This window comes from Streptomyces roseofulvus (genome assembly GCF_039534915.1).
GTDB lineage: Bacteria > Actinomycetota > Actinomycetes > Streptomycetales > Streptomycetaceae > Streptomyces > Streptomyces roseofulvus.
On the sequence record NZ_BAAAWE010000001.1, the window covers coordinates 7,339,488 to 7,366,141 of the forward strand.

General features: G+C 70.6%; 28 protein-coding genes and 2 pseudogenes. 11 read left to right on the top strand and 19 right to left on the bottom strand.

Translation table 11 applies throughout. The features are described 5' to 3' along the window. The first annotated feature begins 191 nt into the window (after positions 1–191). Complete coding sequence (locus ABFY03_RS33765; RefSeq protein WP_346171724.1) at positions 192–1,286, top strand: helix-turn-helix domain-containing protein; 1,095 nt, start codon at positions 192–194, stop codon at positions 1,284–1,286. A 21-nt stretch (positions 1,287–1,307) separates the two neighbouring features. Further along, entirely contained in the window at positions 1,308–1,913 is a 606-nt protein-coding gene (locus ABFY03_RS33770; protein WP_346171725.1) for an HD domain-containing protein, read from the top strand. An 88-nt stretch (positions 1,914–2,001) separates the two neighbouring features. Here ABFY03_RS33770 and ABFY03_RS33775 read toward each other — a convergent pair whose 3' ends face one another. From ABFY03_RS33775 to ABFY03_RS33845, 16 genes and pseudogenes are all read right to left on the bottom strand, one after another. Further along, complete coding sequence (locus tag ABFY03_RS33775; RefSeq protein ID WP_346171726.1) at positions 2,002–2,631, bottom strand: hypothetical protein; 630 nt, start codon at positions 2,629–2,631, stop codon at positions 2,002–2,004. Positions 2,632–2,773: 142 nt separating this feature from the next. Then, positions 2,774–3,313: pseudogene (locus tag ABFY03_RS37980) on the bottom strand (M14 family zinc carboxypeptidase); the annotation flags it as partial. Further along, on the bottom strand, positions 3,310–3,630 hold the full coding sequence (locus ABFY03_RS33780) for a hypothetical protein (RefSeq protein WP_346171727.1): 321 nt from the start codon (positions 3,628–3,630) through the stop codon (positions 3,310–3,312). The gene ABFY03_RS33780 and the pseudogene ABFY03_RS37980, both read right to left, overlap by 4 nt. Positions 3,631–3,635: 5 nt before the next feature. Next, positions 3,636–4,562, bottom strand: a complete 927-nt coding sequence (locus tag ABFY03_RS33785) for a hypothetical protein (protein ID WP_346171728.1) — start codon at positions 4,560–4,562, stop codon at positions 3,636–3,638. Beyond that, positions 4,559–6,427, bottom strand: coding sequence for a glycoside hydrolase family 15 protein (locus ABFY03_RS33790; RefSeq protein WP_346172347.1), 1,869 nt, complete (start codon positions 6,425–6,427; stop codon positions 4,559–4,561). Before ABFY03_RS33790 ends, ABFY03_RS33785 begins: the two co-directional genes overlap by 4 nt. A 14-nt stretch (positions 6,428–6,441) precedes the next feature. Then, positions 6,442–6,636 carry a DUF5999 family protein gene (locus ABFY03_RS33795; protein WP_346171729.1) on the bottom strand — a complete coding sequence of 65 codons (195 nt, stop codon included), beginning with the start codon at positions 6,634–6,636 and terminating at the stop codon, positions 6,442–6,444. Positions 6,637–6,697: 61 nt separating this feature from the next. Beyond that, the gene (locus ABFY03_RS33800) at positions 6,698–7,489 is read right to left on the bottom strand and encodes a hypothetical protein (RefSeq protein WP_346171730.1); all 792 of its coding nucleotides are present in this window, start codon (positions 7,487–7,489) and stop codon (positions 6,698–6,700) included. Beyond that, positions 7,486–8,112, bottom strand: coding sequence for a hypothetical protein (locus tag ABFY03_RS33805; RefSeq protein WP_346171731.1), 627 nt, complete (start codon positions 8,110–8,112; stop codon positions 7,486–7,488). The genes ABFY03_RS33800 and ABFY03_RS33805 overlap by 4 nt, the downstream gene beginning before the upstream one ends. A gap of 2 nt (positions 8,113–8,114) precedes the next feature. Next, entirely contained in the window at positions 8,115–8,291 is a 177-nt protein-coding gene (locus ABFY03_RS33810; protein ID WP_346171732.1) for a hypothetical protein, read from the bottom strand. After that, positions 8,288–8,887 (bottom strand): winged helix-turn-helix domain-containing protein, encoded by a 600-nt coding sequence (locus ABFY03_RS33815; RefSeq protein ID WP_346171733.1) that lies wholly within the window; start codon positions 8,885–8,887, stop codon positions 8,288–8,290. Before ABFY03_RS33815 ends, ABFY03_RS33810 begins: the two co-directional genes overlap by 4 nt. Before the next feature lie 122 nt (positions 8,888–9,009). Then, positions 9,010–9,171 carry a hypothetical protein gene (locus ABFY03_RS33820; RefSeq protein ID WP_346171734.1) on the bottom strand — a complete coding sequence of 54 codons (162 nt, stop codon included), beginning with the start codon at positions 9,169–9,171 and terminating at the stop codon, positions 9,010–9,012. 280 nt (positions 9,172–9,451) lie between these two features. Beyond that, positions 9,452–9,754 (bottom strand): DUF6082 family protein, encoded by a 303-nt coding sequence (locus ABFY03_RS33825; protein ID WP_346172348.1) that lies wholly within the window; start codon positions 9,752–9,754, stop codon positions 9,452–9,454. Further along, complete coding sequence (locus ABFY03_RS33830) at positions 9,733–9,924, bottom strand: hypothetical protein (RefSeq protein WP_346171735.1); 192 nt, start codon at positions 9,922–9,924, stop codon at positions 9,733–9,735. Before ABFY03_RS33830 ends, ABFY03_RS33825 begins: the two co-directional genes overlap by 22 nt. 16 nt (positions 9,925–9,940) lie before the next feature. Beyond that, positions 9,941–10,318 carry a hypothetical protein gene (locus ABFY03_RS33835; protein ID WP_346171736.1) on the bottom strand — a complete coding sequence of 126 codons (378 nt, stop codon included), beginning with the start codon at positions 10,316–10,318 and terminating at the stop codon, positions 9,941–9,943. A gap of 26 nt (positions 10,319–10,344) precedes the next feature. After that, positions 10,345–10,956 carry a DUF6624 domain-containing protein gene (locus tag ABFY03_RS33840; protein WP_346171737.1) on the bottom strand — a complete coding sequence of 204 codons (612 nt, stop codon included), beginning with the start codon at positions 10,954–10,956 and terminating at the stop codon, positions 10,345–10,347. After that, positions 10,953–11,555: a hypothetical protein gene (locus tag ABFY03_RS33845; RefSeq protein ID WP_346171738.1), complete on the bottom strand. Its 603-nt coding sequence runs from the start codon at positions 11,553–11,555 to the stop codon at positions 10,953–10,955. Before ABFY03_RS33845 ends, ABFY03_RS33840 begins: the two co-directional genes overlap by 4 nt. Before the next feature lie 299 nt (positions 11,556–11,854). On the opposite strand from ABFY03_RS33845, the gene ABFY03_RS33850 reads away from it, so the two are divergent. From ABFY03_RS33850 to ABFY03_RS33865, 4 genes and pseudogenes are all read left to right on the top strand, one after another. Continuing rightward, complete coding sequence (locus ABFY03_RS33850; protein ID WP_346172349.1) at positions 11,855–13,333, top strand: helix-turn-helix domain-containing protein; 1,479 nt, start codon at positions 11,855–11,857, stop codon at positions 13,331–13,333. Further along, positions 13,330–14,037 (top strand): HAD family hydrolase, encoded by a 708-nt coding sequence (locus tag ABFY03_RS33855; protein WP_346171739.1) that lies wholly within the window; start codon positions 13,330–13,332, stop codon positions 14,035–14,037. Before ABFY03_RS33850 ends, ABFY03_RS33855 begins: the two co-directional genes overlap by 4 nt. A gap of 1,502 nt (positions 14,038–15,539) precedes the next feature. Continuing rightward, a complete protein-coding gene (locus ABFY03_RS33860; protein ID WP_346171740.1) occupies positions 15,540–16,667 on the top strand; it encodes a tyrosine-type recombinase/integrase in 1,128 nt (375 codons plus the stop codon). A 408-nt stretch (positions 16,668–17,075) separates the two neighbouring features. Next, positions 17,076–17,243, top strand: a pseudogene (locus tag ABFY03_RS33865) (pirin family protein); the annotation flags it as partial. Between the two features lie 297 nt (positions 17,244–17,540). Here the strand turns inward: ABFY03_RS33865 and ABFY03_RS33870 are convergent. The 3 genes from ABFY03_RS33870 to ABFY03_RS33880 all read right to left on the bottom strand — a co-directional run bounded on the left by ABFY03_RS33870 (position 17,541) and on the right by ABFY03_RS33880 (position 20,361). Then, positions 17,541–18,410 (bottom strand): DUF4436 family protein, encoded by an 870-nt coding sequence (locus ABFY03_RS33870; RefSeq protein WP_346171741.1) that lies wholly within the window; start codon positions 18,408–18,410, stop codon positions 17,541–17,543. Between the two features lie 20 nt (positions 18,411–18,430). Continuing rightward, the gene (locus tag ABFY03_RS33875; RefSeq protein WP_346171742.1) at positions 18,431–19,591 is read right to left on the bottom strand and encodes an agmatine deiminase family protein; all 1,161 of its coding nucleotides are present in this window, start codon (positions 19,589–19,591) and stop codon (positions 18,431–18,433) included. A gap of 179 nt (positions 19,592–19,770) precedes the next feature. Then, positions 19,771–20,361, bottom strand: coding sequence for a TetR/AcrR family transcriptional regulator (locus tag ABFY03_RS33880; protein ID WP_386723583.1), 591 nt, complete (start codon positions 20,359–20,361; stop codon positions 19,771–19,773). A 126-nt stretch (positions 20,362–20,487) separates the two neighbouring features. On the opposite strand from ABFY03_RS33880, the gene ABFY03_RS33885 reads away from it, so the two are divergent. The 5 genes from ABFY03_RS33885 (at position 20,488) to ABFY03_RS33905 (ending at position 26,561) form a co-directional block, all read left to right on the top strand. Beyond that, positions 20,488–22,026, top strand: a complete 1,539-nt coding sequence (locus ABFY03_RS33885; RefSeq protein ID WP_346171744.1) for a serine/threonine-protein kinase — start codon at positions 20,488–20,490, stop codon at positions 22,024–22,026. Positions 22,027–22,120: 94 nt separating this feature from the next. Continuing rightward, positions 22,121–23,281: an agmatine deiminase family protein gene (locus tag ABFY03_RS33890; RefSeq protein WP_346171745.1), complete on the top strand. Its 1,161-nt coding sequence runs from the start codon at positions 22,121–22,123 to the stop codon at positions 23,279–23,281. Positions 23,282–23,338: 57 nt separating this feature from the next. Then, entirely contained in the window at positions 23,339–23,917 is a 579-nt protein-coding gene (locus ABFY03_RS33895) for a TetR/AcrR family transcriptional regulator (RefSeq protein WP_346171746.1), read from the top strand. 200 nt (positions 23,918–24,117) lie between these two features. Then, on the top strand, positions 24,118–24,813 hold the full coding sequence (gene ureA / locus ABFY03_RS33900; protein WP_346171747.1) for an urease subunit gamma: 696 nt from the start codon (positions 24,118–24,120) through the stop codon (positions 24,811–24,813). Next, positions 24,810–26,561 (top strand): urease subunit alpha, encoded by a 1,752-nt coding sequence (locus ABFY03_RS33905; RefSeq protein ID WP_346171748.1) that lies wholly within the window; start codon positions 24,810–24,812, stop codon positions 26,559–26,561. The genes ureA and ABFY03_RS33905 overlap by 4 nt, the downstream gene beginning before the upstream one ends. The last annotated feature ends 93 nt before the right edge of the window (positions 26,562–26,654 follow it).

Genomic DNA, 26,654 nt, shown 5'->3' on the forward strand with positions numbered 1-26,654 from the left:
CCGGACAAGCAGGCATCGAGCGGGGGCGACAGCCCGCTGCACGCTCCGGCCGATGCTCCGAACCGCCACTGGGGGCTGGTTCGCCGAACTAGCCTAGGAAGAGCGGCTTCTGAACAAGACTCACTCCCGGTACGGGTTTGCCCCTGCGGGCGGGCGCGAGGCACAGCCGGGGCCGACCGGAAGGGACCACAATGGGGACCGGTAGCCGGAGCCGGACCGACACCGGTGTGGTCTCGGGGTTCGTCCTGCGGATGCTGCGGGAGAGCGTCCCCCTCCCGCAGGCCGTTCTGGCCGAGCGTCTGGGGGTCGACCTCGGCACCGTCCAGGGCTGGGAGAGCGGGCGCCGGCCGCTCGGCAACGTCCGCACGATGGACCTGCTGCAGCTGCGCCGGACCCTGGCGCTCCTGGGCGCCGGCGGATCCCTGCTCGGTTGGCTGGACGCCGCGCTGGACGCCGACCGCATCCTCACGGCAGTACTGCACCCGCCGGCAGATCCCGCCGCCCACCCGCTGGCCGGCTGGGTCCAGTCCCGCGAGACAGCGCATCTGATCGCGTGGGCTGTGCGCGGCATCATCCCGCCCGCCCTGCAGCCGCACGCCATCCGCCGACGACGCGGCCCCGCCCCCGCCGGCCCCCAGCTCTCGGCCGCCGACCGGACGCACTTCTTCGCCCAGCTTCGCCGGACCGCGGAGAGCGCCGACCGGGCAGGGGAACGCCGACTGCTCCTGCGCCGCCAAAGCCTCTACCTCGCCTCCTACGACCCGGCCCCCGATGCCGAGGACTGGGCCGATCAGGCGCTGCGCACGATGCGGCCGGCGCTGGCTCTGCGCGACTACACGCCGCGGTGGATCGAGGCCCGCACCGCCGCGACGGTCGCCGCCCGCCAGGGCGACCCCGTGCCCCTGTACGACTTCGTCGACGCCCTGGCCGCCGACCAGCACAGCGAGCTCGCCAACCTCGCCTACTGGGCCTACTGGCTGGGCTCCATGCCGCCCACCCAGCCGGACGACCACTTCCTCCACCACCCGGACCCCGCCGCGTGGAGCCCGGTCCACCTGTTCCAGCAGCTGACCGGCTCGCTCCACGACGCGCCCGGCACCGTCGACCTGTACGTGCACTCCCTCCACACCCTGCTCCACCTCCATCCGTGGCTGCCGCTCGCCGATCCCGCCGCCGCCCGGCAACTGGGGGAGCGCGCCGTCGAACTCCTCGACGGCGGCGTCCTGTCGTCGGTATCGCGACGCGACCTTGAATCGGTCCACTACCGTCTCCAGCAAACGAACTGACGCACCGCCAGGAGCCAGCACGTGCCCGAACACGCACCCACCGACGCCGAGACCGCCGCCACAGCCGCTCTCCTTTTCGAGGCCGGCGCCCTGCGCAACCAGCCACGCACCGGCTGGCCCTACGACGGCGTTCCCCTCTCTGCCACCGAGACCGTCGCCGAGCACAGCCACCGCACCACCGTCATCGGCGTCGCACTGGCCGCGATGGAAGGCGCCGACCCCGCCCGCACCGCCCTGCTGTGCACGCTCCACGACCTCCACGAGACCCGTATCGGCGATCAGACGCCAGTCACCCGCCGCTACGTCACAACCGCCGACCCGCGGAAGGTCACAGCCGACCAAGTGGCCGGCGCGCACCCTGCCGTCGGGAACGCTGTAACCGCGGCCATCGAGGAGTTCGAAGCCGGAGAGACCCTCGAAGCCAGGTGCGCCCGAGACGCCGACAAACTGGACTGCCTCTATCGAGCCCTGGAGTACCAGGCGGCCGGCTACCGCACCGACGGCAAGATCGAAAGGTGTCACGCCGCGTTGACGACCGCCTCCGCCCGCAGCCTCGCGAACGCCGCCACCGCGATGGAACCAGCCCAGTGGCAGCGCACGCTGCCCGGTGCACCAGCCGTTCACTGAGCTCCGCTGAACGGCTGCCGCACCCCCCACGCCCGGACCGGAGCCCTGACCGGCGGGCAGCCGATAGCGGTCGGTCACGAGGGCGCCCTCAGTGGTCATCGCGTACCGCGGGCCCGGACGCGCCGGAAGGCGCTGCCGAGAGCAGCCCCGCCAGGGACAGGACCATCTCCGCCTGGTAGCCGGCCGTACGCGACAGCGGCATGGGCCGGGGGCGGATGGCCTTTTCCGCCCGGTGGCACCAGGCGATGAGGACGGCCTCGGTCTTCGCTCGCAGGGCCTGGAGCTGGTCGTGGTCCGGGGCGGCGGCGAGGAGCTGGTCGGCGTGCCGCAGGAGCATGCCGGCGGCGCGCGCCGGGACGAGGAGGACGAGGGCCTGGTCGCGGCTGGCCTGGGGGTTCTCCTGGATCTGCCGGATCATCCGGGGGGTGATCGAGCGGGCCTCCTTCGCGGAGGCCAGGAACACGGTCTCCTCTTCCGAAGCCGCTGCAAGCTCGGCGATGAGGTCGCCGAGGACGTGGAGGGCGTCTTCGAGTACGCCGACGGCTTCCTGGGGGGAGAGCCGGATGGGGTCGGAGTCCCACATCGGTACCTCGGGGAAGAGGTCGAGGCCGCCGTGCCGGGCGGTGTAATGGGCGCTGCTGGATCCGGCCGGCTCCCACTCGCGGTCGTCGCCCTTGCCGTGAGAACTGTCCGTCTCGGTGGTGGCGGGAGGTGCCAAGAGGTAGGCGCTTGGTCCGAAGGAGGGCAGTCCGATGCAGTCCGACGGGGTCTTCTCGACGCGCAGGCCTTACCGGGCCGCCAGGTCTCCCATGATCTCGGGGCGGGCGGGCGGGCTCGGTGCGGGAGGCCATCGCCCACACCCCGCCGGAGTCGCTGCCGTGAAGGGAGACGGTCAGCGCCGGCCGTACGGTGTCGATCACCCTCATGAGGGCACGGGTCTCCGGCAGGGGCGCGTCGAACGAGGGGGTGGGGAAGGTCCACTCGGGCTGGCAGCGGGCCTGGGGCCGGTACAGGCCGCGGTGGTAGTCCTCCAGCGTCGGCGGCCAGGTCTTCGCCCACCAGTCCTGGTTGGCGGCGACGCCGTCGGGGTCGGCGCATCCCACGAGGTGCCAGGAGACCTCCTCCCGCGCCTGGGGGCACTCGGTGAGGTACCGGGCCAAGGCGGTGACCACGGTCAGACCGATCGGTTCGTTCGGATGCGGGGCGCCGAGGACGAGGACGTGCTTGGGGCCGCCCTGGACGGTCAGCATCGTCATGGGCCTGCCCTCGCGGGAGCGGCCGATCTCGGACAAGGCGCAGAGCGTCGGGTGCTCGGCGGAGGTGTTCCGCAGCTCCTGGTCCAGCTCCTCCAGCGTGGGCGGCCGGTCGCCGATGTAGGGGGCGAACGTATCGGGGGTCACGACCAGCCCTCCACGCGCAGAGCGCCGTGGGCCGGCCCCGGCATGTGGGGCTCATAGCGGTAGACGCGGGTGCTGGTGCTGGTGCCTGCCGTGGCGTTGGCCGCGTCGTGCTGCGGCTGCTCTTCGGCGTGCGGCTCCAGGTCCGGCACGGACGCGGAGGCGAGCCCGCGGGGGCTGCCGACCTCGTCGGCGATCAGACTTCCGGTCAGGGCGAGGCCGGCGGCGTTCATGCCGAGGAGCATGAGCCCGGGGACGGTTTCGAGGAGGTCGAGGGCGGACCACCCGATTCTGGTGGCGGGGGCGGGTAAGCGAGCCATGCGGATCACGGCAGCTGCTCCTTTCCGGAGGCAGACGTGGGGGCGATGAGGTCGGGCAGGAGTTCCCGGAAGGCGACCAGGGCGATGAGGTGCTGGTCGCTGCGGGCGCCGCACCGCTCACGCAGCTCGTCGACGCGGTCGAGGAACAGACCGCTGGGCCGAAGGTCTTGGGGAAGGTCGTCCTCCGTGGTGAGGCCGGCGAGGACGCGCAGGACGGCGAGGTCGGTCTCGGTGAGGTCCGGGGCGAGCATCGACACCGGAGGTGGAGAGACGTGGCCGCCCGCGAGCAGGGCGGTGGCCCTGCGGGCAGCGGTCGGGGCGCCGAAGCGGCGGCCGATCGAGGTCAGGTGCCGGCGGACGATCCCGACAGGCAGGCCCAGCTCCTCGGCGATCTGCGCGTCCGACGCCCCGGTGAGCAGGAGTTGTCCGACCCGCAGCTGGGCCGAGGTGAGCGGGGATGGCCTGGCCGGGGCGGCGGTGCGGACCGGCGCCGTCGCAGCGGCCGGCGGTTCGGCTGGCGCGGGAGCGGCGCGGGCGGTCAGGAGCCGGAGGTCGCGGTGCAGGTCGGCGGGGGAGGTGACCCCCTGGCCGGGGGGCACGGCCCAGTGGACGTCCAGGCCGCCGGTCGTGGTCAGCGGGGGGATGCCTATGGACCTGCCCTTCGGCATGACCCGCACGCCGTGGGGCCAGTCGGCCGGGAGGATGGAGTCGGACGGCAGGAGGAAGTGCCAGGTCCGCGTGGTGCGGTTGGCGAGGACGGGGCCGGTGCGCGGCCCCAGCGCGGTCAGCGCCGGGCGGGCGAGGTCGGCCGGGACGCGGATCGCGGTGAAGTCCTCGTCGCAGCGGGCGGGCAGGGTATGGCTGCTGTCCGGCATCCAGTGGGGCATGTCCCAGCGGCTCAGGACCGGACGAGGTCGGGCCCTGGTCGTCACGACTCCGCTCCCGCCGGCTCGGCGATGCTGCAGGTTTCGAGGGTCGTGATTTCGGCGGTCGCGTCGAGGTGGGCGATGTGGCTGAACGCCTGCGGGAAGTTGCCGAGCTGGCGGCCGGTATAGGGGTCGTACTCTTCGGCGAGCAGGCCGAGCCCGTTGCGGACGGCGAGCAGGCTGGCCAGGGCGGTGCGGGCGTCGTCGGGCCGGCCGATCCGGGCGAGGGCCTCGGCCAGCCACCCCGTGCAGATCAGGAACCGGCCCTCTTCACCGGCGAAGCCGTCGGGCCCGACCTCGCCAGCGTGGGTCCGGTAGCGCAGCAGGAACCCGTCGTCAGTGCCCAGCTCGCGCTGGACCGCCTCGACGGTCCCGATGAAACGCTTGTCGTCGCCGGGCAGGAAACCGGCGAGCAAGCCGTGCAGGAGCGAGGCGTCCAGCTCCCGTGACCCGTACGACTGGGTGAAGGCGTTGCGGTCGGCGTCGTAGCCGTGCTCGCACACCTCGGCGTGGATCTTCTCGCGCAGTTCTCGGAACCGGGTCAGGGGGCCGTCGGCGTGGCCGGCCTCGATGGTGCGGACGGCACGGTCGATGGTCGCCCAGGCCATCAGCTTGGAGTGGGTGAAGTGCCGTTCGGGCCCGCGCATCTCCCAGATGCCCGAGTCCGGCTGGTCCCAGACCTGCTCCAGCTCGGTGGCGAGCGTGACGACGAGCGAGCCGAGACGCCGGGCCCAGCTGCTGTCGGCCAGGGCAAGCTCGTGGAGTTCGATGGCGAGTTCGCCGTAGACGTCGACCTGGAGCTGGTTCGCGGCGGCGTTGCCGATGCGGACCGGCGTCGATGCCTCGTATCCCGGCAGCCAGTCCAGCTCGCGCTCGGGCAGCTCCGTCTCGCCGCCGACGCCGAACATGATCTGCAGGCGGCCGGCGCTGCTGACGGCCTGCGCCGCCCACATCGCCCAGGCGAACGTCTCGCGCAGGTAGCCGTACCGGCGAAGGGCACCAGCGGCGAAGGCGCCGTCGCGCAGCCAGCCGAAGCGGTAGTCGAAGTTGCGGGTGCCGCCGATCTCTTCCGGCAGCGAGGTGGTCGGAGCTGCCACGATCGCGCCCGTCGGGGCGTAGATGAGCCCGGCCAGGGTGAGCAGGGAGCGGACGACATCCTCGCGGTCCGGTCCGGTGTAGGTGCAGCGGGCCGCCCACGCCTCCCAGAAATCGAGGGTGAACTGCAGCAGGGCGTCATCGACGGGGACGGGCGGCGGGCTGTCCACGCCCTCCCGCCACGAGAGTCCGAAGGCGACCGACTCGCCTTCGGCGACGGTGAAGTCCGCGACCAGATCGGCGCCTTCGACGCGTACATGGGCGTCGGCGTCGAGCCACAGCCGGGCGTCTTCGCCCTGGGGGAGGTCGATCGCGTGCCGCCGGTCGAAGACGCTGATCCGGGGCACGGTGCGTCCGTAGTCCGGGCGGGCCCGCAGCAGCGACCGCATGGTCACCTTGCCGGTCACGCCGGTCACGATCCGCACCAGGCGCGGGGACCCGCCGCCGGGCACCATGAAGTCGCGGACGGTGGCCGTGCCGGTGTCGCAGACCCACGTGGTCTCAAGGGCAAGGGAGTTGCCCACGTACCGGCGGCCCGAGCCAGGGACGGCGGTGCCCTCCATGAGCGCGGCGGGTGCGATCTGCCAGAAGCCGTGGTCCTCGGTGCCCAGGAGGCTGGCGAAGACGGCGGGGGAGTCGAAGCGCGGCATGCACAGCCAGACGGCGGCGCCGTCCCGGCGGACCAGGGCGCTGCCCTTCTGGTCGCTCAGCAGCCCGTGGTCCTCGATCCGCGGGCCGGCTGCGAGCGGGTGGCCGGCGGTGTGCTGGCGGGGGATGTAGGGGAGGGCGGTCACGCGGCCACCGCCGTCGTGGGGCGGTGCGGGGCGATGATCCGGCCGTCGGGCAGCAGCTCGCCGGTGTCCTCGAAGAGCAGGACGCCGTTGCACAGCAGGGTCCAGCCCTGCTCGGGGTGGCTCGCGACCGGCTTGGCCGCCTCTCGGTCGGCGGAGTCAGCGGTGGGGCAGGCGGGTTGGTGCTGGCACATGAGGCAGTCCTTGAACGAGAAAAAGGGGACAGAGGCGAGCGAGACCGGACGCGGCTGGGGGTCAGGCGGACCGGCGGTGATCGGGGCCTGGGACCTGTTCGGCGGCGAAGCCGTGCCGCGGCTGGGCCGCCGCGGTCCGCCGGCCCCAGCTCACGCGGTACGGGCGGCCGGGCTGTGTGGGCTGCGTGATCCACAGGGGGGCGTAGCCCTCGCGGTCGGCGAGGAAGCGGGCCGCGACGAGCGCTTCCTCGCGGTCGGCGATGTCGAGGTGCCGGGTGGGGGAGTGCCTGGTGGCCGGGGCCGCCAGGCGGTAGCCGCTGAGCAGGGGCACGATCAGCCACCGCCCGGTCTCCGGCGGACGCGGGCGCTGGGCGTGCAGGGCGGCGAGGTCGGCGGCGAACGGGCGGGGGCCGAGGATCTGCCGTTGCCAGGCGTGCCGGATCAGCGAGGGCCGCGTCGTCGCCCCAAGCCTGGCGGAGGTTTTCTCCAACAGGTAAGTGGCCTGGTGGGAGGCCGTTCCCCGCTGGCGTGCGTAGGCGGTGAGGGTCTTGCCGGCGGCGAGCGTACGGACCAGGTCGAACGCGTCCGCGTCCAGGAGGAGCGGGTGGAGCAGAGGGGGCGGTGGCACAGCGCCGCAGGCGTAGCCGTGGTGGACGAGCTGCGGCCGGACTGCGGCCTCCAGACCGAAGTGGCGGGCGATCTGGTCGAGCCGGGACCGCACGCGCGCGACGGTCCCCAGTCTGAGTCGGGCCGCCACCTCCGGATCCCTGTGGCCTTCGGCGATGAGCTCCAGAACCTGCCGGTCCAGGGGAGGCAGAGAAGCCGTGACGAGCGAGGGCGTGAGGGTGGTCATGCCGCTCCCACCGAGGTCTCGTCTATAGCGGGGTCCTGCTGGAGACCGGGAGCGCTCACGCGGGCGGCGGCGTCCAGGACGACGGCGCTCCCGCTGGCGCGGATCTCCACCAGCTTCCTCGCGGCCAGGTCCGCGAGCGCCAGGTCGACGTACACGGCCGGCACCCGAAGGCGCCTGGCCAGCGACCTGCGGGGAACCCGGGCGGCGGGCTTCAGCGCCCCTGCCCGGATGAGCCGTTCGATCTCGTTGGCGACCGTCCCGACCGAGGGGCAGGGGGCGAGCGTCTCGCGCAGCGCCCGCAGCATCTCCCGGCCCTGGCCGACGAGGACGCACGCCTGGGCGTAGGTGCCCCGGACCGACTGCTCGGGCGGGGTGAGCGCCGCGATCCACATGTCCCACCGGGCCCGGTCGGCCGGCGAGTCCGTCGTGTCGCGCCGGGTCCGGGCCAGGCTGAGCCACGGCTGCGTCGAGGCATAGATGTGGTGGTGCGCCTCCGCGACGGCCGCCGCCGGCCAGGCGCGGCGGTGGGTCACCTGCCGCAGCGCGGCGAGGTCTTCTTTCAGCTTGGTCGCCGTCCGTACGACGGCCGGGTCCGCCGGTCGGGGGAGAGGAAGAAGGAACACGGTCACTCCGAGGTCGAGAGCGGGGCGGCGGCGCGGTCGGCGAGGAAGCCGGTGCAGGACGGAAACCCGTTCCGCCTGGTCTGGAAGGCAGGCGCCGGCTTCTTCTGTCTGTGCCGGGCGCTCGCACCCGCCAGGCCGAGCGGCAGCAGGGCGGCGATCACGGTGAAGGCGTCGGTCACGGCTCAGCCCCCGCTCGTGCGGCGGAGCCGACGAGAACGTGCAGCGCGCGCTCGACGACGTCGGGGTACTCCGCCCACGTCCACCCGCCCCGACGCATCGCCACCTGCAGATCGGCCAGGAGAAGAGCCTCCCGGGCCTCCCGGGACGGGTCGAGGACGTACGTCCCGGGCCTCTCGGCCGCCTGGTGGCGGCGCAGCAGCCCCTCCAGCGTGAGCTGGAGGAAGGCGAGCTGGATCGTCGTCCGTGACGTGTCGAACTCGATGGCGAGGGACTGCTGGGGCGGCATTTGCTCGCCGGGCTGGTAGGTGTGGTCGGTGAGCCGCTTCCGGATCGCCTGCACGACCTCGTCGGTCGCGGTGCTGGTGCGGTGGGCCGGCTGGCCTTCGGGCCCGAGGGCCCGCACACCGGGAAACCCGTCGAGCGTGACCAGGCCCTCGTCGCGCAGGACACGGGTCACGGCCGTGGTCATGAGGTGGGTCTCGCCGAAGCGGGTCCGCAGGCCGGTCTGGGTACGCACCGTCCCGGGCCGCCAGACGCCCGAGCGCAGCTCCTCGCGCAGGGTGAGGAGCATCGGCTGGTCGGGCCCCGCTCCCATTCCGCGGACGCGGGGGAGCTGTGGCGTACCGGATCTTGCCCGGCCGGGCGCGGGCATACGGGGATCCGCTGCGGAGAGCGCCGTGCGAGTGCTTCTGCGCATCGTCGAAGAGGACCTCATGGTCAAGGCGCTCCCTTCTGGTCGTCGTGGGCGTGCTGGTCATTCGGTGGTGGCGCTGTCCCCGCGTCGGCGCGGCGCCGGCCCGGCAGGCGGGGCACGATCTCCACGAGGAAGAGGACCGCGCCGCAGAACCCGGCGACGAACAGGGCTCCCCACAAGGTCATCGCTCTCCTCCGTGTCTGCTGGCGGCTGCCACACGAAGCGGGCGGCCAGAACACCGCCCCCGCTTCGGCTGACAGTCATATCGGTGCAAAAGGGGTGCTTTTGGGGTGGGGGATGCCGTGTCGGCCCCAGGCTCCCGGTACCGGTGAGGGGGAAGGGCCGGCCGCGAGCTCCCCCATGGAGGTGCGGCCGGGGCGCGGACGGGTGCGCCGCCTCCCTCGGGCGAGGAAGGCCCCGGTTCAGGTCCGCGCCGTCAGGACGGCGCGGGACGTCCCCTCCGCGTCAGGCGGTGGCGGGCTGGGTCTCGCGCTCGGCAGCCCGTACGGCTTCGGCCGCGGCCTTCTCCAGGGCGTCGTTCAGCCGCTCGGCCCGCGGGTCTCCCAGGGCCTCCCGGATCCGCAGGTCCCCGAACCGGTCCCAGTACCGCCGGGCCGTCTCGTTGCCCATGATCATCGAGGCGTAGAGGCGGAGCTGGCGCCCGCTCACGCGGCCGAGCCGGTCGCGCAGGCTGAGAGTGCAGATCAGGTGGTTGGCGGACATCAGCCCCATGTACTCCTCGGCCTTCATGCCGGCGGGCGCCCACATCGCCGCCACGGCGGGTCCGTGGAGACCTTCTCCAGCCAGTCGAGCTGGTTGCGGGCGAGGGCGATGTCGACCCGCTCCCGCTGGTGCTTCGCCTCCTGGCGCAGGCGGGCCACACCGACGCCGGCCACAGCCGCGCCCGCAAGCAGTACCGCCGCGGTACCGAGCTTCATCGGAAAGTCCTTTCTCTCAAGGGGTGCTGGTGGTGTTTCCGCCCAGATCGGGCGGAGTGGAAGGGCCGGCGTCCAGGGCGGACAGCAGCCCGGTAACGAGGCGCGCGAGGTTCTGCGCCCGGCGGACGACGGTGCCGGTCGTGAGGACGAACGGCGGCACCGCGGACGTCAGCGGCTGGCCGAGCCGCCCGTGCGCCTCGCCGAGGACGGCCAGCGTGCGGTCGGGAGAGTCCGGCCGCACACCGGCCTGGACCGCGTCGCGCAGACGCTCCCCGTACGCGTTGAGCTGGTGCACCGCGGCGACGGCCCGGTCCAGCGACGGCCGGTCCTCACCGTCCGGCGCCCACGCCAGAACCTCCTCCGCGAGCGCCCGCGCCTTCTTCCGGAGGCTCACGGCTGCGTCCGGAGCGGCAGCGGCGGTCATGCCGCGCCCACGAGGGCAGCGGGTGCCGTGTCGCCGAAGCACGGGCTTGCTGTCAGGCGGTCGCGCAGTCTGCGCAGCGCGAGGCCGGCGGGCGGGAGTCCCACCGCGGACCGGCGCGCGTCGAGGTCGCCGGCCGGTTCGGACACCGCCTGCCGCTGGGGCCCGTCGGGGCCGAGACGGTACTGGGTGCCGTAGAGCTGTGGCAGGTCGGCGTTCACGAGACACCGGTCGTAGAGGTGAGCCCACTGCCGAAGGGAGGCGGTGCCCCGGTCCACGGCGTCGTACATCAGCCGGGAGGCGAGCCGTTGGACGTCGGCCCGGGTGTCGGCGCGAAGGGCGAGACGCCACGCGGCCCTCGCACCTTCCTCGCCGACGAGCGGCACGCCCGGCCAGCCGTAGTCCGCGACGGCTCGCGCCAGGACCGCGGCGTTGCCGTGATCGATGTGGCGGGCCGCGCCGATCTGCTGGTCGGCCGGCTGCATCCGGGCCAGCCGGGCCCAGTGCTCGTCAGCCTCCTTCGCCCGGGCGACCAGCTCGCGCGCGAGGTGGGGGTGCATCGGGGCGGTACTCATCACGCTCCGGGTCTGGTGCAGGCGGTCGGCGCTCACGCGGCATCCCCTGCGAGGTCGAGGACGTCCAGGACGGCGGTGGCCACGCACGCCAGCCGCCAGACCTCGATCTCCCGCTCCGCCGGCCAGTCGTGCAGCGCGGCGGTGACGGTGTACCCGAGGACGGCGTGTGCGTCCGGGTGCCGGCGGGCGGCGGGCGGCAGGAGGTCTGCGGCGGAGGCGACCAGGCTCTGGCGTACCTCTCGGAGCAATTCGGCGTCGGGGACTGAGCGACGGTTCCACCAGACCTTGGCCCGGCGGCAGCTCTTCCGGAAGTCGGCACGGTCGAGATCCGTACCGGACGGCGCCGCACTGCGCAGCCGCCCGACCAAGTCCTCCACCGTGGGCGGCCCGTTCACCGGGGCCGGCGGCACCGGGCGGACCACTGATCGCCTGCTGTGCTGGACGGAGAGGTACCCCTCCTCGTGCAGCCGGTGCAGAGCCCGACTGACGACCGACCTCTCGGCAGCGAGGAGCCGGGACAGATCCGGCTGGACGGGCAGGGACGACATCAGGGGATAGATGCTGGTGGACACCAGTGCGCGCAGCAGGTCGGCCGCGACGGTGACCTGGTCGTACGTACTCCTGGGGCCTGCCACCAGGACTTGGTTCGAGTGCCGAAGACGCCTGCCACGTGATGCGGACACGGCCCTGTGTCCTCGTCTCATGGGGCATCACCTTTCTGAAGCAGCGGATCAAAACGGCCTGGAAGCAACAAAGTTCAACGGGGAGTAACGGATTCAGTGCCATGAGTTTGGAGTCGAGCCGACTGGCAGGGCACCGCCGCAGCGATATCGCTGCGGCGATATCGATCTCCGCCTAGCCTGTTCTCACGGCTGGGGCGAGCTGGATCACGACCAGGGGAGCTGAGGTGGCCATGTCAGAGGCGCCTGGGCGGATGTGTGTGCGGTGCGGGCTGCCGATCAGCCGGTATAACCCGGATACGCGGTGCGCTGCCTGCGCTCGGACTGATGAGGCACCGACGATCCCGGACCGGGCCTGGCGCGACGAGCAAGTACACAAGGCCCTTGCTGCCTGGGATTTCGGGACTGTCGTACGCCTTGTCCGTCGCCGATCCGGGCTCTCCCAGAAAGCAGTACGCGAGCTGACCGGGTTGACCCAGGGCTACATCTCGGATGTGGAGCGCGGTCTCAAACAGGTTAACGGCCGAGAGGCGATCATCGACCTTCTGACCGGACTTGGGCTTCCTGCCGACCTGCGCCCGCTCCTCCTGACCCCCTTCGCGCAGGCTGAATCGCAGCGGCTCAGCGCTGCCATCGACCCGGCCCTGCCGTGGACGACGGCTCGTATGGTGACGTCACTGGACGCAGCCGTCGGAGGAGCCATGACCGGATTGAACCGCCGCAGTGTGATCGCCCTGGGTGGGGCCGGCCTCACGCAGTACATCCTGCAAGCAGCCATCGCCCCTCCTGAGGCCGTGGCCTCCACCGCTCGGAACGGAATCAGCGTCTCCGACCAGCTCCTCACGAGCCTGCAGTCGACCACCGACGCTCTGCGTCAGGCCGATGCCAACCACGGCAGCGGCAACCTCGCCCGAGCCGCCACGGCACACCTCAAGGTCCTCCTCCGGCTTCTGAAGGAAGGGGACTTCACCGAGGCGACCGGCCGGCGCCTCGCGGCGGTGGCTGCGGACACCGCGATCCAGACCGGCTGGTACCACTTCGACAGCGGCGCTCACGACGTCGCCCGCAACCTTCTCCTCGGGGCCCTGCGCGCTGCCCATGCCAGTGGCGACAGCAGGCTGCGTGCTGGGGCGCTGTCCTTCGTCGCCATCCACGGCTACTCCGTGGGCGACCCCCGCGACGCGATCACCGCCGCGCGCACCGCCCGCCAGGTAATCGCCGACCAGGACGCGCCCGCCCTGCACGCCATGCTCCTCACCCGCCAGGCCCGCGGGCACGCCCGTCTGCGAGAGGAACGCCAGGCCCGCATCGCCCTGGAGGAGGCCCAGGCCCTGTGTGCCCAGGGGCGCGGCGAGGACGACCCCCGCTGGCTCTACTGGATCAACCCCGGCGAGATCATGGGCCAGACAGCCAGCTGCTTGCTCGATCTAGGCCGCCCCGACCAGGCCGCCCAGGCATTCGCTGACGCCCGCAACGCATTCAGCTCGGATGAGATCCGCACCCGCGCCCAGTTCCTCTCCCGCGCCGCCACCGCCCAGATGCGCGCCGGCGACGTCGACGCCGGATCCGCGACCGGACACGAGGTCCTCGCTCTCGTCACCGGAGTCCGCTCCGCACGTTTGGACGACAATCTGGACGCGATGCTCGCCGAAGCCCGCCGCTACGCCTCGGTGGCTCCCGTCCGAGACCTTCTGGAACGCGGTCAGGCCGTCATGAGCGAGCGTGCCGCATGATCTTGGTCTTGTGGGACATTGACCGCACCCTCGTCTACACCGGTGACATCGACCGGCGTGTGTACCGGGAGAGCTTCACCAGCGTTGTCGGTCGCCCCCCGACCGCTCTGCCGGCCCGCGGCACCGGAGTCACCATGCCCCTGGCAGTCCGTGAGCTCCTGCGCGTCAACCACGTTCCCGAGAAGAGCGTGGAGATGCTGGCGGACCGCATCGTCGCCGAGCTCCCCGACCGCCTGTCCGGCCACCGGGAGCAGCTGGCCACCGAGGGGGTCATCATGCCCGGAGCCGTGGACGCGCTGGCCGCGGTTCAGCAGACGGAGCACCTGATCCCGACCGTCGTCACGGGAAACCTGCGAGGCAGCGCCGAGACCAAGCTGTCCGCGCTGGGCCTTATCGGCTACCTCGACACCGACATCGGCGGCTATGCGTCCGACGATCCCCACCGCCCGGCTCTCGTACGCATCGCCCAAGACCGGGCAGCCACGAAGCACGGGGACCAATTCGATCGCAAGAACACCGTGATCGTGGGTGACTCGCTGGAAGACGTACGTACCGGTCTGGAAGGAGGTGCCAGGGTCATCGGGGTCGCCTCAGGCACCACCACTGAAGAGCAACTACGAGCAGCAGGGGCAGACCATGTCATGCCCAACCTCGGCTCGACTCGTACTCTCCTTCGTCTCATCGGCCAGGTGCGGGCTTCCTAGAGTGGGCTGGGTGATGTCGTCCACTGGAAAGACCTCCCCGCGCTCTTCGCCTCAGCCCTCCGAGGCTGACGCGAGTGCCCGACGAACAGAAGGTGTGCGCCGTGTCAGCACGGGGCACACCGCACACAGCCCCCAGAGGTCCGCCTGGAGAACGTGACGAACGCTGGTCTCGTCCTCCACGCATGAGGCGATGCTTCTCCGATCAGAAGCGGATCTAAACGACGCCGGGCAGGTTCCCGAAGAGCGTGCGCAGGCAGCGCAGCGCTTCTCCACAGCGTGCGAGGCGGAGAGTGGCGCCGGGGCGGGTGCTCTGGAGCGCGAGGGGCATCGTCTCGACCGCGCCCTCGCTCCCGTTCTGCGGGCCGCCGTCGGGTCGCGGAGTTTCAGCAGCCAGGTCGGCGATGCCGGAAGTCCGCAGAGATCCACGTTGTCGCGGAACGCCGCCCACCGCCGCCCAAGATGCCCTGCGGTTCCATGAGCCTGATCCACGATTCGTAGAGACACCTCCTCGCTCGTCAGCGGCCTCCAGTGGTCCGCGGTCCTACAGCCCGCCCTTGGGCCCCGGGGACGTTCACAGACCGCGTACGTGGCGAACATGGCGATCGCCCAGACGGTAGGAGAAAACGGGCAACAGCCGGTATCGCTTTCGGCAGACAGGGATCCTCGGAACAGGACTGGAATAGAGCGCATCCGGATGGCAATCTACACACCTCCGATTCATCGGCCGCCAGTTGGCGGCCTCAGTCCTTTAGGAGATTCCCCTGCTCCATTTCGGATGCCTTCGATACGTTGCCCCCGTCCTCTTCGCGATGGGGGCAACGAACGCCGTTACGGCATCGCTGCAGGGCGGCCTCGTCAGCGTCTCGACTGCCCTATGTCTTTGCCTCTGCGCTGCTGGGCTTTTCGTCGTTACCCAGAAGCAGCAGGCTCTGCTGCGCGGCCAGAAGGCCCTTGTGTGGGTGGCGAATCACCCGGAAGTGACGGCTGGCCAGGTAGCGAGAGCTGTTGGCTGTTCAACGTCGACAGCCCAAGTTGACCTTGAGCGTCTGGCAAAGGACGGGTTCCTGTCCCGCCGCCAACTTCCTGGTGGTGTTTGCCGGTACAGCCTCGCGACCTGACGGGGTGCTGAACGCGGGGCGCAATATAGCGGACCTTCCCCGGTTTCCGAAACCGGGGAAGGTGGCAGACCATTACCTCCTGAGTCGGCTCCTCGCAGCCGAACCTGTGTTGAATCGACTGAGAAGGAGAATCATGGAACGGCGATACATGGATGCCCGTGAGACGGCTTCATTCTTGAACATGTCACTTTCCTGGGTTTATCGCGACTCGGCTAGGTGCGGATTGCGGAGGTACAAATTCGGTTCGGGGAGGAACGCGAAGATCCAGTTTGAAGTAAATGAGGTCAAGCGGTGGGCTGACCAGCGGCGAATGCCGTAAATCCTTTCGGTTGCTAGAAAAAATGAGATTGGGGGAACCGCTTGAGCAGGGCGCTAGTGCGCGGTATGGGGACCTTCTTTAAGGAGTGCGTACACTCCGAGCCTGGCTGGCCGAAGTGTCCGCACCCGTACAAGATTCGATATCGAAATGCGACGGGAAGACAGGTCGAAGAATCCGGCTTTCCGACGCAGAAGAAGGCTATAGATCGTCTTACCGAGATCTATAACGCAAAGAACTCTCGGCGTATAGGGCAGAGCAAGCGGGAGAGGATTCAAAAGTACGGCGATATGAGGTTTGAGGAATATGTTGCGGAGTGGAAAGAAGGGCAGCGTCACCTTTCTCCTTCCTCTGTGCGTCACCTCGAGTCTCTATTGCAGCATCACCTCCTGCCGGCGCTTGGGAGTCGGCGTATGGATTCCTTCGACCATAAAGTGGTAGAGGGGTTCATCCGGTCCATGGAGCGCAATGGGGTCGGCTTGGCCGCTCAATCGAACGCGTTTGACAAACTGAAAATGGTCCTCCTTGACGCGCACCGTCTAGGGTTGTACGAGGACAGCCCTCTAGAAGGTGTGAAGCCGCCCCAATATGACCCCAGCCACGCCGTCATTCCCTCTCTCGGCGAGCTCCGTGAGATCCGATCCGCCAGCGATGACGTGTTTAGGCTCGTGGCAGACATGATGAGCGGGTGCGGGCTCCGGAACGGAGAGGCGCTGGCGGTTAACGTGAAAAATATCGTTGCTGACGATGTCTATCGTGTGCGTGAGCAAGTAAATCAGACGACAGGAGATTATGCGCCCCTCAAGCATCGAAAAAAGGGGCAGTATCGGGATGTTCCGCTCCCTGCGAGGGTTAAGGCGACAGTCGATGGCTTTGTGGAAAAATATGGGGTTGTCGATGGATATCTTCTCAGGAATCCAAAGGATCCGTCTGGAGCCTTCTCTTTGCATGTCCTGCAGAACCGGTGGCGGAGAATTAAGGCCGATGGGAAGGTGCAGATACCGGAAGGAATGACCCTCTATGGGTTCCGTCATTTCTTCGCCTCTAACTGTCTATCCCATGGGATACCCATCACCGACGTGGCCGAGTGGATGGGTCATAAGAGCATTGAGGTCACTTTCAAGACCTACAGGCATCTGATGCCTGGGTCGATCGGAAGCGCAGCCAAGATCTTGGACATCGGCCTGGCGGCGTAGTTCGGCGCCGAGCAGCACCTGTCAGGGTGCGAGGACCTGCACTCGGTGGGGCAGCAGCAGCGAGCGGTCGGCGGGGAACCTGGATGGCACACAGCTGGCGCGTACGCCGCCGGTTTGCAGGATGTCTGCCGTTCGGCTCAGCCCCGGCGCTCCACAGCCGGCCCGTTGCCCGCATCCTCCTCTCGATGCCCTCGGGGCCGTGGGGATCTGGCGTCGGACGAGCGCAGTCGCAGACGAGCGTGGTTCCCTGCCGGTAGGCCCGCAGAGGCCGTCAGGAGCTGGTAGGCAATCCGGCTGGCTCTCGCCCTATGTACCGCCGCGATGGTCGGAAGTGAGAACAATGCTGACCTTTTGCTGACCTCGGCCGCGTCGATGTGGCTTTCACCTGCGGGGACGCCGTAATGAGGTGTGTTGTGGTGGAACTTCGTCGGCCGCACGGACGAGGAGATCCGCCAGGCGAGGGAGGACTGGACGGCGAGCGACCGCTTCGGCGAGGTGAAGGGGTACGACGGCGACCGCCTCCCCGCCCCGGAGGTCCCGGCGACGCCGCTGAAGGCGCGAGGGAGGGTGCGCTGACCTGGGCTTTCCCTTCTGTGTCGAGTCGAAGTCGAGGGGCGCTCGGCTTCGCCGGGGCTCTCGTCGCGACTGCGGGAGGGCACGGGTCGCAGCCCCTTCCGCAGTCGTGCAGTCGGCGGGCGCGCTTTCGGAGCGTGCTGGGGTGCGAGCAGGTCTGGTCAGCTGAATGCTGACCCCTTGCCGACTTCACTGACGGTTCATCAGGTGCTCTGGCCGTGTAGCGCAGGCAGTGGCAGCGCGGCGGTCTCGGCACCGTGACCTGCGTGGGCCATGGCGGAGCGTGGGCCTCCACGTCGACTACTCCGTGCTCGATGAGCGACGCTCGGCCGTGAAGCCGGTGACGACCGTGGTCACGAGGCAGAAAGCGATGATCGTCTCGGCCCAGAGGAAGGCCATGTAGTCCATGAGGCAGCCGATCGGCGGTGTGCCCGGTGCCGTGTTGCGGAAGGCGGCCAGGGCGAAGAGCGTGGCGGCCATCCAGCCGAGCGCGGGCCAGGTCAGGCCCTTGCGGCGGGTGACCAGGAACCACGCGCCGATGAGGACCGAGACGGCGAGGGCCCACATGGCGGCCATCATGAAGACGGCGAAGACCAGCACGCTGTTCGAGCGCCCGAGGGTGACGTCGAAGACCGCCGTCCCCCGCACCTCCGTCGCGTCGACTCCAGCTGTGAAGAGCGCGTCGCTGTTGGTCAGCGTCACGCGGACCGGGACTGGCTCACCTCCCTGCGTGGCGTTGAACTCGATGGCCGCGTCGTAGGCGTCGAACGGGTAGTCCGTGATCGAGCCGCCGGTCATGGTGACGGCGAGGTCGGCGGTTGCGATACGGCTGTGTGCCTTGAAGGACAGGTCGCCGCGGGTGGAGGTCGACGTCTGGAGCGTCAGGTCTTCGGTGGGGGAGACGCCGCCGGCCTCGGCCAGTTCTCCCCGCGGGGTGACGAGGACGCGCAGGGTGAGCTCCCGGGCGGCGGCGTCGACGCGCTGGATCGAGGCCCGGACGTCGATGCGGTCGGGGGCCGAAGAGCCCGCGCCGTACGCCTCGTCCAGGGCCTGGCGTTCGCCGAACTGGAGCCAGGCGCCGACGGTGACGGCCGCCGCGATCAGGAGGGCCGCGAGCGCGGCGGGGACCAGCCCGCCGCGCGGCCGTACGCGGCGTCGGGTGGGGGACACGGAGGGTTCTCGCATCGGGGTCAGTCGACCGGCTTGCCGGGCTGGTCGTGGGTGGCGCAGTGGATGCCGCCGCCTCCGGTGGCGATGGTGTCGATGTTGACCTGCACGATGTCCCGCTTGGGGAAGTGCTCCTTGAGGATGCCCCGCGCGCGGTCGTCGGCCTTCCGGTCGCCGAACTTGGGCATGTACACGGCGTCGTTGCCGATGTAGAAGTTCGCGTACGTGGAGAGGAAGTCGTCGCTGTAGCCGCTGATCCGGTCGGGGTCGGGCTGCGGCAGGTCGATGACCTCGAAGGGGCGGCCCTTCGCGTCGGTCGCCTCGCTCAGCACCGCCATGGCCTGGTCCGAGGAGCGGGACCAGGAGTCGGCGGGCATGCCGGGGAAGGCGCGGTCCAGGAGGATCACGCCGGGTGCGGTGAACCGGACGAGGCTGTCGACGTGCGCGTCGGTGATGTCCTCGCCCCGCACGCCCTTCAGCCAGATCACCTTCTCCATGCCGAGGAGCTCCTTGAGCTCGGCCTCGATCTGGTCGCGGGACTTGCCCGGGTTGCGGTTGTCGTTGACGATCGAGCTCTCCGTGATGAGGAGCGTGCCCTCGCCGTCCGTCTCGAAGGAGCCGCCCTCGGCGACGAGAGGCGCCTGCTCGCGAGGGATCTTGTACTTCGCGAGCAGCTTCCGGCCGACCTGGCCGTCGTTGTCGTGGACCTGCTTGTCGCCCCAGCCGTTGAAGTTGAAGTCGACGCCGACGACGTCTCCGCCCTCCTCGACGAAGACGGGCACGGTGTCACGGGCCCACAGGTCGTCGACGGCGAGCGGAATGACCTCGACGTCCCTGCCGCACGCCTTCTGAGCCGCGGCCACCTGGTCCGGGCGGGCCATCATCACGACGTACTCGTACTCCGCGATGGCCCGGGCCACGCGCGCGATGTCCTGCCGCACGTAGGGGAGGTCGTCCTCCCACACGGACGCGAGCGCGGGCCACGACATGAAGGTGCGGGCGTGGCTCTCCCACTCGGCGCCCAGGCGGCGTGCCTCCTCGGGCGCGGCCGACGGGCCGGGGGTGCCCGGGGTGCTCGACAGGCCTGGATCGCCGGGGCCGCACGCCGTGGTGCCGAGGGCGAGTGCGCCGATTCCGGCGAGTACGCGCAGAGCGGACCGGCGTGAGGGGCGGAAGTCCGACATCGGGGTCTCCGATCGTGAGGGTGGGGGCCAGGGACCCGGCGGAGGGCGGCGGGGTGAGGCGAGTCCTGTCGGTGGCGTGCCGCACGTGATCAGGGTGCACGCGCGATCCACTTCACCCGCGGCACCGCCGGGCCGGATGCGCCTTCGTGTCGCCACACTGACACTGACTGAAAAATCAGTCAAATCTCAGGGTGTCCCAGTCTCTCGATCTCGACGGCGACCGCCTCCTTCACCAGTCCCCGGGCGTGGGCCAGGGGGAGCGCCCCGCTGAGCCAGCGGGTGCTGAGCCCCTCCAGCAGGCCGGTCAGCCGTTCCGCGGACGCCGTGAGGGTCGGCGCGGGAGCCGTCGGCCGGACGCGGCTCAGGAGGTCGGCGACGTCGTGGATCCAGGCCAGGGTCGCCCTGGCCAGATCTCCGCGCAACTCGGGCTCGAAGACCGCGCTGGCCCGCAGCTCGCCCCAGGCCGTGCTGTTCTCGCGGACCGCGGGAAGGTCCTGGAACTCAAGGAGCAGGGACTGCTCCAGCTCCTCCCTGGCGTCGAGCGGTCCGCCGCCGCCGTCTCCGTCGGACGTGTACCTGTCGGCCCGGTCGCTGATGAACTCCAGGGTGTGGCGCAGGACGCCGGCCCGGTCCTTGAAGTGGTAGTAGACCAGCGCGGTGGACACCCCTGCCTCTGTCGCCAACTCCTCCATCCGCAGCCCTCGTACTCCTCGCCGGGCTACGACCCGGGCGGCGGCCTCCAGGATGGCCGTTCGGCGGTCCCTCACCACATCCCCCTTCTCGGTGGTCTGAACCAGAAGTGTCTCATGTTGACTGAAACTTTAGTTAGGGCGACTATGCGCCAGTCGCGCGGTCGAACTGCGCCCTTCGTTCCACATCGTCGAAAGAGCCACCGCATGTCCGATCAGCTTTCCGGCGCCCAGCCCGCTCATGCGGCGCTGACCGCCGACGACCCCCGAGAGATCGGTGGCTACCGCCTCCAGGCCCGGCTCGGCTCGGGCGGCATGGGTGTGGTGTACCTGGCCCACACCCCAGGAGGCCGCCCCATCGCGTTGAAGGTGGTGCGACAGGAGTTCGCGGGAGATCCCGAGTTCCGCCTGCGGTTCGCGCAGGAAGTGGCCAGCGCCGAGCGCATTCACGGTCTGTTCACCGCGCAGGTGGTCGCCTCGGGAGTGGACGCCCCGACGCCGTGGCTGGCCACCGCCTATGTGCCCGGCCCGTCGCTGCACCAGGTGGTCCAGCGCCACGGCCCGCTGCCGGTGCGAACGGTGCTGCTGCTCGTGGCCGGCATCGCCGAGGCCCTGCAGGCGATCCACCGGGCCGGTGTCGTCCACCGCGACCTCAAGCCGGCCAACGTGCTGATCGCCGAAGACGGCCCCCGCGTCATCGACTTCGGCATCTCGCGTGCGGCCGACTCCGCCGCGCTGACCGGGACGGGACTGAGCATCGGAACCGCCGCGTTCATGGCCCCCGAGCAGGCCCTGGGGCGGCCGGTCTCCCCGGCCACCGACGTCTTCGCGCTCGGCGCGCTCCTCGCGTACGTGGCGGGCGGCGAGGCCCCCTTCGGGGCGGGCCCGGAATCGGCGGCGCTGTACCGGGTGGTCCACGAGCAGCCCGATCTCACCCGCGTACCGCACGAGCTGAAGGACCTTGTGGCGTGGTGCCTGGCCAAGCGGCCCGAGGACCGGCCCGCCACGGTGGACCTGATCGCGGCCGTGCACGCCCATCCGCTGGTGGGGCCCCGCCCGGAGTTCGGTGACGGGTGGTTGCCCCGGTCGATCAGCAGCGAGATGGCGGTACGGCCTCTCGGTACGGCGCCCGTGCACGCGCAGCCCACGCTCGCGGCCGTGCCGCCCCCGGCCGTGCCCGCGCCGCCGCCCGTACCGCTCCAGGGCATCGGTCCTGCCGCGCCTTCTTCTCGCAGGGTGCGGGGCGGCCGGCGACGCCTGGTCGTGACGGCACTCGTCGCACTCGCGACCCTCGTGACGGCCGGCGCGGCCTGGTACCTCCTCGACGCCTCGGCGCGACCGAACGGCTCGTCGGCGGATCCAGCCGCCGGCTCCTATGCGCCCGGCGGCAAGGAGGTCGAGTTGACCTCGCCCGACGCCACCTACGAGTTCGACCTGAGAGCCAGGAAGGTCGTGCCCTCGGACACCGCCGACTGGTACCTGGCCCGCAGCCGGACGGAATTCGTCCTCCCCGAGGACAGCGACGCCTTTCTGGCCCCCGGGGACGAGCTCGGCCCCGTCGCGTGCGTCCGGGGCATCGACACGGAGCCGGTGACCCGGATCGCCTTCTCCGACCTGCCCGACGAGCGGGCCTTCTGCATCCGGAGCCCTGACGGGCGGGACATCGTCGTCGTGCGGCTGATCGAGGCCCACGCCGATGGCGGGCCGGTCAGGGCGGCGTTCGAGCACTACCGCCTGGATCGGTAGGGGCTCATGGTCCGGTAGAAGTTATTGACTGAATTTTCAGTCTGCGCCACCATGCCGGGAGCACCACCCCTCTCGCACAGGTAGGAGCTCCCTCATGGACACACCCACGACGTCCCGACGCCGACTGCTCCAGCTCGGTGCGGCGGCTCTGCCGCTCGCGGCCCTCGGCTCGACCCTGCCCACGGCGGCCCGCGCCGCCACCAGTCCTTCGGGTGCCACGCTGCGGATGCCCGCCGAGACCGACCGCCACGTGCGGACCTTCATGGCCTGGCCCGCCCTGTCCTCCGTGTGGTCCACGCAGCTCGAGGGCGTCCGCCGCGACATCGCAAGGGTGGCCGACGCCATCTCCCGCTACGAGCCGGTCGTGGTGCTGGCCCGCCCCGCGCAGGCGGCCGATGCCCGGTACGCCTGCGGCGCCGGGGCCTACTACGGCATCGAGGTCGTCGAGATCGCCAACGACGACCTGTGGATACGGGACTTCGGCCCCACCTTCGTGGTCGCCCCGGGCGCCGTCGCCGGCGTGGACACCAACTTCAACGGCTGGGGCAAGACCGGCACACCGTACGCGCAGCCCTACGCGAACGACGCGGCCGCGGCGGCGACCCTGCTCGGCCAGTACGGCGTCCAGCGCGTCCAGGCCGGCTTCGTCGGGGAAGGCGGCTCACTGGAGACGGACGGCCAGGGCACCCTGCTCGCCACGGTCAGCTCGCTCGTCAACGGCAACCGCAACCCGGGCATGACCCAGGACCAGGTCGAACAGGCCATGAAGTCGGCGCTCGGCATCGACAAGGTGATCTGGGTGCCCGGCCTCGCCGGTCAGGACATCACCGACTGCCACATCGACTGCCTGGCCCGTTTCGTCGCGCCGGGGCAGGTCATCCTCGACCAGCCCGGTCCCGGCACCGACCCCAAGTGGGTCGCCGTCTACAACGAGACCAAGCGGATCCTGCTGAGCGCGACCGACGCGCAGGGCCGTCGGCTGGCCCTCACCGAACTCCCCGGCCCCGACCGCCGCCTCATCCGCGGCAGGGGCACCGCCTTTCTGTCCAGCTACACCAACTACTACACCGTGAACGGCGGCGTGCTCGTCCCCCAGTTCGGCGACGGCTACGCCGACGGCGTGGCCTACGGGATCCTCGCGGCCGCTTACCCCGGCCGGACCGTCGTCCAGCTCGACATCGACAACATCGCGAGCGGCGGCGGTGGCATCCACTGCGCCACCCAGTCGCAGCCGGTCGTCCCCCCGACGGCCTGACCGGGCGGCCCGAGGCCGCAGCCCCAGGCGCGGCAAGCGCCCGGTAAGGTTCGGGCCATGGCGTCTCGCAGTACTCAGATCCTCGAAGCAGCCGCCCGGGTGATCGCCCGGCGCGGTGTCCGTGGCCTGCGCGTGGAGGAGCTAGCCGCCGAGGCGGGCGTGTCCACCGCGCTGATCTACTACCACTTCAAGGACCGCGCCGGCATCCTCAGCAAGACGCTGGAGTTCATCAACGACCGCGCCGAGCGCTACACCACCCAACGCGATCCCGACGCCGAACCGCTCGGTCCCCGCGAGGAACTGGAGGAGACGCTCCTCCTGGAACTCCAGGACACGACCGAGGTACGGGAGAACAGCACGGCCTGGGGCGAGCTGCGGGCGAGTGCCGTCTTCGACGAGCTTCTGCGCCAGGACCTGGCCAAGGCCACCCTGGTCTGGGTCCAGGAGGTGGCGGCCCTGCTGGGCCAGGTCCAGCCCATGGCTCCGGCGGTCGCTCTCACGGCCGCGGCCGAGCGGCTCACCGCGCTCCTGGAGGGCCTGAGCATGCGCTGGCTCAGCGGCACGCTGCAGATCTCCCACGCGCGCACCCTGATGAACGAGGCCATCGACACCGAAATCGCGCAGCTCGGCCGCTGACGCGACCAGTCGGCGTCGGGAGCCGCCTGCGGCCCTCGCAAGGTCTCCACTCCGTCCCACCCGGCCCCGTCGATCCCCCCCCCCGAGAACCTTCGTGGGGATCGACGGGGCCGCATCCCCCCTCAACTATTGACTGAAATTTCAGTCAGTGCGACTCTGTTTTCACACCCACCCCCAGCATGGAAAAGGAAGGGGGCGACATGCCTCTGACCCCCACGGAGCGGGACCGGCTGCTGCTCTTCACGGCCGCCGAACTCGCGCGGGCACGACTGGGGCGCGGTCTGCGCCTCAACGTGCCGGAGGCCACCGCACTGATCGCCGACACGGTGTGCGAGGCCGCGCGCGACGGCCTCCACCTGGCCGAGGCACTGGACCGCGGCCGCCGCGTGCTCGCCCCGGACGACGTGCTTCCCGGCGTCACCGACGTCGTCACGGAGATCCAGGTCGAGGCCGTGTTCGACGACGGCACCAGACTGGCCGTGATCAGCGCCCCGTTCGGCGAGGTGGAGCACGACGCCGGCGCCCCCGGCGCGGTCCTGCCCCACACCGGCACCCTGCCGGAACCGGAACCGCTGATCACCCTGACGGTCCGCAACACGGCTGCCGTCCCGGTGAGCGTGACCTCGCACTTCCACTTCTTCGAGGCGAACCCACGCCTCGACTTCGACCGTGCCGCCGCGTACGGCATGCGGCTCGCCGCCCCGGCCGGCTCGTCCACCCGGTTCGACCCCGGCACTGCCGTCGAGGTCGGGCTCGTGCCGATCGGCGGCGAACGGATCGCGATCGGCTTCGCGGGCCTCGTCGACGGGCCTCTGGACGCGCCCGGCGCCAAGGCCGAAGCCCTGCGGCGCGCCGCCGCCTGCGGCTACCTGGGCACGGAAGGGGCGGAGTCATGAGCAGACCCACCAGGCACAGCGACCACTGCGCGCCGGGCGGCAGCCGGCACATCGACCCGTACGAGTACGCCTCCGTGCACGGCCCCCGCGCGGGGGATCGGGTCCGGCTGGGGGATTCGGGTCTCGTCGTCCGGGTGGAATCCGACTCGCAGGCGCACGGCGACGAGTTCCTGGCGGGCTTCGGCAAGACGGCACGCGACGGCATGCACCTGAAGGCCGCGGCGGTCCGCGACACCTGTGACGTCGTGATCACCAATGTCCTGGTGATCGACGCCGTGCTCGGCATCTGCAAGGTGTCCATCGGCATCCGCGAGGGCCGTATCCACGCGATCGGGCGGGCCGGGAACCCCGACACCCTCGACGGGGTCGACGTGGTCGTCGGAACGGGGACGACGATGATCCCGGGGGAGGGGTTGATCGCCACCGCGGGCGCGGTCGACACCCACGTCCATCTGCTCTCCCCGCGGATCATGGAGGCGTCGCTGGCCTCCGGGGTCACCACGATCATCGGCCAGGAGGTCGGGCCCAGCTGGGGCGTCGGCGTGAATTCTCCCTGGGCCCTCGGGCTTGGGTTCGGCGCCTTCGACGCCTGGCCGGTCAACATCGGCTTCCTCGCCCGGGGATCCGCCTCCCACGAAGCCCCGCTGGTCGAGGCGCTCGCCGAGGGCGGCGCCTGCGGATTCAAGGTTCACGAGGACATGGGCGCCCACACCCGCGCCCTGGACACCGCGCTGCGGGTGGCCGAGGAGCACGACGTCCAGGTCGCCCTGCACAGCGACGGGCTGAACGAGTGCCTGTCGGTGGAGGACACCCTCGCCGTCCTGGAGGGCCGTACGATCCACGCCTTCCACATCGAGGGCTGCGGCGGCGGACACGTCCCCAACGTCCTGAAGATGGCCGGCGTGCCGAACGTCATCGGCTCCTCCACCAACCCCACGCTCCCCTTCGGCCGCGACGCGGTCGCCGAGCACTACGGGATGATCGTCTCCGTCCACGCGCTCAAGACCGACCTCCCCGGCGACGCCGCCATGGCCCGGGACCGGATCCGGGCCGGGACGATGGGCGCGGAGGACGTCCTGCACGACCTGGGCGCCATCGGGATCACCTCGTCCGACGCGCAGGGCATGGGGCGTGCGGGGGAGACCGTCAGACGCACCTTCGCGATGGCCGGGAAGATGAAGGCGGAGCTGGGTCCCCTGGAGGGTGACGGCGCGCACGACGACAACGCGCGCGTCCTCCGTTACATCGCCAAGCTCACCATCAATCCCGCCATCGCCCATGGCCTCGCCCACGAGATCGGCTCCATCGAGGTCGGGAAGATGGCCGACGTCGTGCTCTGGCGCCCGGCCTTCTTCGGTGCGAAACCGCAGATGGTCATCAAGAACGGCTTTCCCGCCTACGGGGTCACCGGAGACCCGAACGCGGCCACCGACACCTGCGAACCGCTCGTCCTCGGCCCCCTCTTCGGCGCTCACGGAGCCGCCCCGGCCGAGCTGTCCGTCGCCTTCGTCAGCAACGCCGCCGCCGAGTCGGGCTCGCCCGGCTCGCCGTACGACACGCTGGGCACGCGGCGCCGGCGCGTGGCCGTCCGGGGTACCCGTGGCATCGGTCCGGCCGACATGGTCCGCAACGCCCGGCTCGGCCGGGTGGACGTCGACCCGCGCAGTGGCCTGGTGACCCTCGACGGGGATCCGATGCGTTCCGAGCCGGCGCAACAGGTCTCCCTGAGCCGTCTGTATTTCCTGTGACCCACCAGTTCCTCCGTCCCAGCAAGGCATGCCTCGACCCTTGACTGAATTTTCAGTCGGGAAGAAGATGCCGCAATCCAAAGGAAAGAGACC

Excerpts from the sequence above, each read along its gene's own strand:
- ABFY03_RS33765 (WP_346171724.1), top strand. The coding sequence starts at position 192 with ATGGGGACCGGTAGCCGGAGCCGGACCGACACCGGTGTGGTCTCGGGG.
- ABFY03_RS33780 (WP_346171727.1), bottom strand. The coding sequence starts at position 3,630 with ATGGCTCGCTTACCCGCCCCCGCCACCAGAATCGGGTGGTCCGCCCTC.
- ABFY03_RS33795 (WP_346171729.1), bottom strand. The coding sequence starts at position 6,636 with ATGTGCCAGCACCAACCCGCCTGCCCCACCGCTGACTCCGCCGACCGA.
- ABFY03_RS33800 (WP_346171730.1), bottom strand. The coding sequence starts at position 7,489 with ATGACCACCCTCACGCCCTCGCTCGTCACGGCTTCTCTGCCTCCCCTG.
- ABFY03_RS33815 (WP_346171733.1), bottom strand. The coding sequence starts at position 8,887 with ATGGGAGCGGGGCCCGACCAGCCGATGCTCCTCACCCTGCGCGAGGAG.
- ABFY03_RS33820 (WP_346171734.1), bottom strand. The coding sequence starts at position 9,171 with ATGACCTTGTGGGGAGCCCTGTTCGTCGCCGGGTTCTGCGGCGCGGTC.
- ABFY03_RS33825 (WP_346172348.1), bottom strand. The coding sequence starts at position 9,754 with ATGTGGGCGCCCGCCGGCATGAAGGCCGAGGAGTACATGGGGCTGATG.
- ABFY03_RS33830 (WP_346171735.1), bottom strand. The coding sequence starts at position 9,924 with ATGAAGCTCGGTACCGCGGCGGTACTGCTTGCGGGCGCGGCTGTGGCC.
- ABFY03_RS33850 (WP_346172349.1), top strand. The coding sequence starts at position 11,855 with ATGTGTGTGCGGTGCGGGCTGCCGATCAGCCGGTATAACCCGGATACG.
- ABFY03_RS33855 (WP_346171739.1), top strand. The coding sequence starts at position 13,330 with ATGATCTTGGTCTTGTGGGACATTGACCGCACCCTCGTCTACACCGGT.
- ABFY03_RS33860 (WP_346171740.1), top strand. The coding sequence starts at position 15,540 with ATGGGGACCTTCTTTAAGGAGTGCGTACACTCCGAGCCTGGCTGGCCG.
- ABFY03_RS33875 (WP_346171742.1), bottom strand. The coding sequence starts at position 19,591 with ATGTCGGACTTCCGCCCCTCACGCCGGTCCGCTCTGCGCGTACTCGCC.
- ABFY03_RS33885 (WP_346171744.1), top strand. The coding sequence starts at position 20,488 with ATGTCCGATCAGCTTTCCGGCGCCCAGCCCGCTCATGCGGCGCTGACC.
- ABFY03_RS33890 (WP_346171745.1), top strand. The coding sequence starts at position 22,121 with ATGGACACACCCACGACGTCCCGACGCCGACTGCTCCAGCTCGGTGCG.
- ABFY03_RS33895 (WP_346171746.1), top strand. The coding sequence starts at position 23,339 with ATGGCGTCTCGCAGTACTCAGATCCTCGAAGCAGCCGCCCGGGTGATC.
- ureA (WP_346171747.1), top strand. The coding sequence starts at position 24,118 with ATGCCTCTGACCCCCACGGAGCGGGACCGGCTGCTGCTCTTCACGGCC.
- ABFY03_RS33905 (WP_346171748.1), top strand. The coding sequence starts at position 24,810 with ATGAGCAGACCCACCAGGCACAGCGACCACTGCGCGCCGGGCGGCAGC.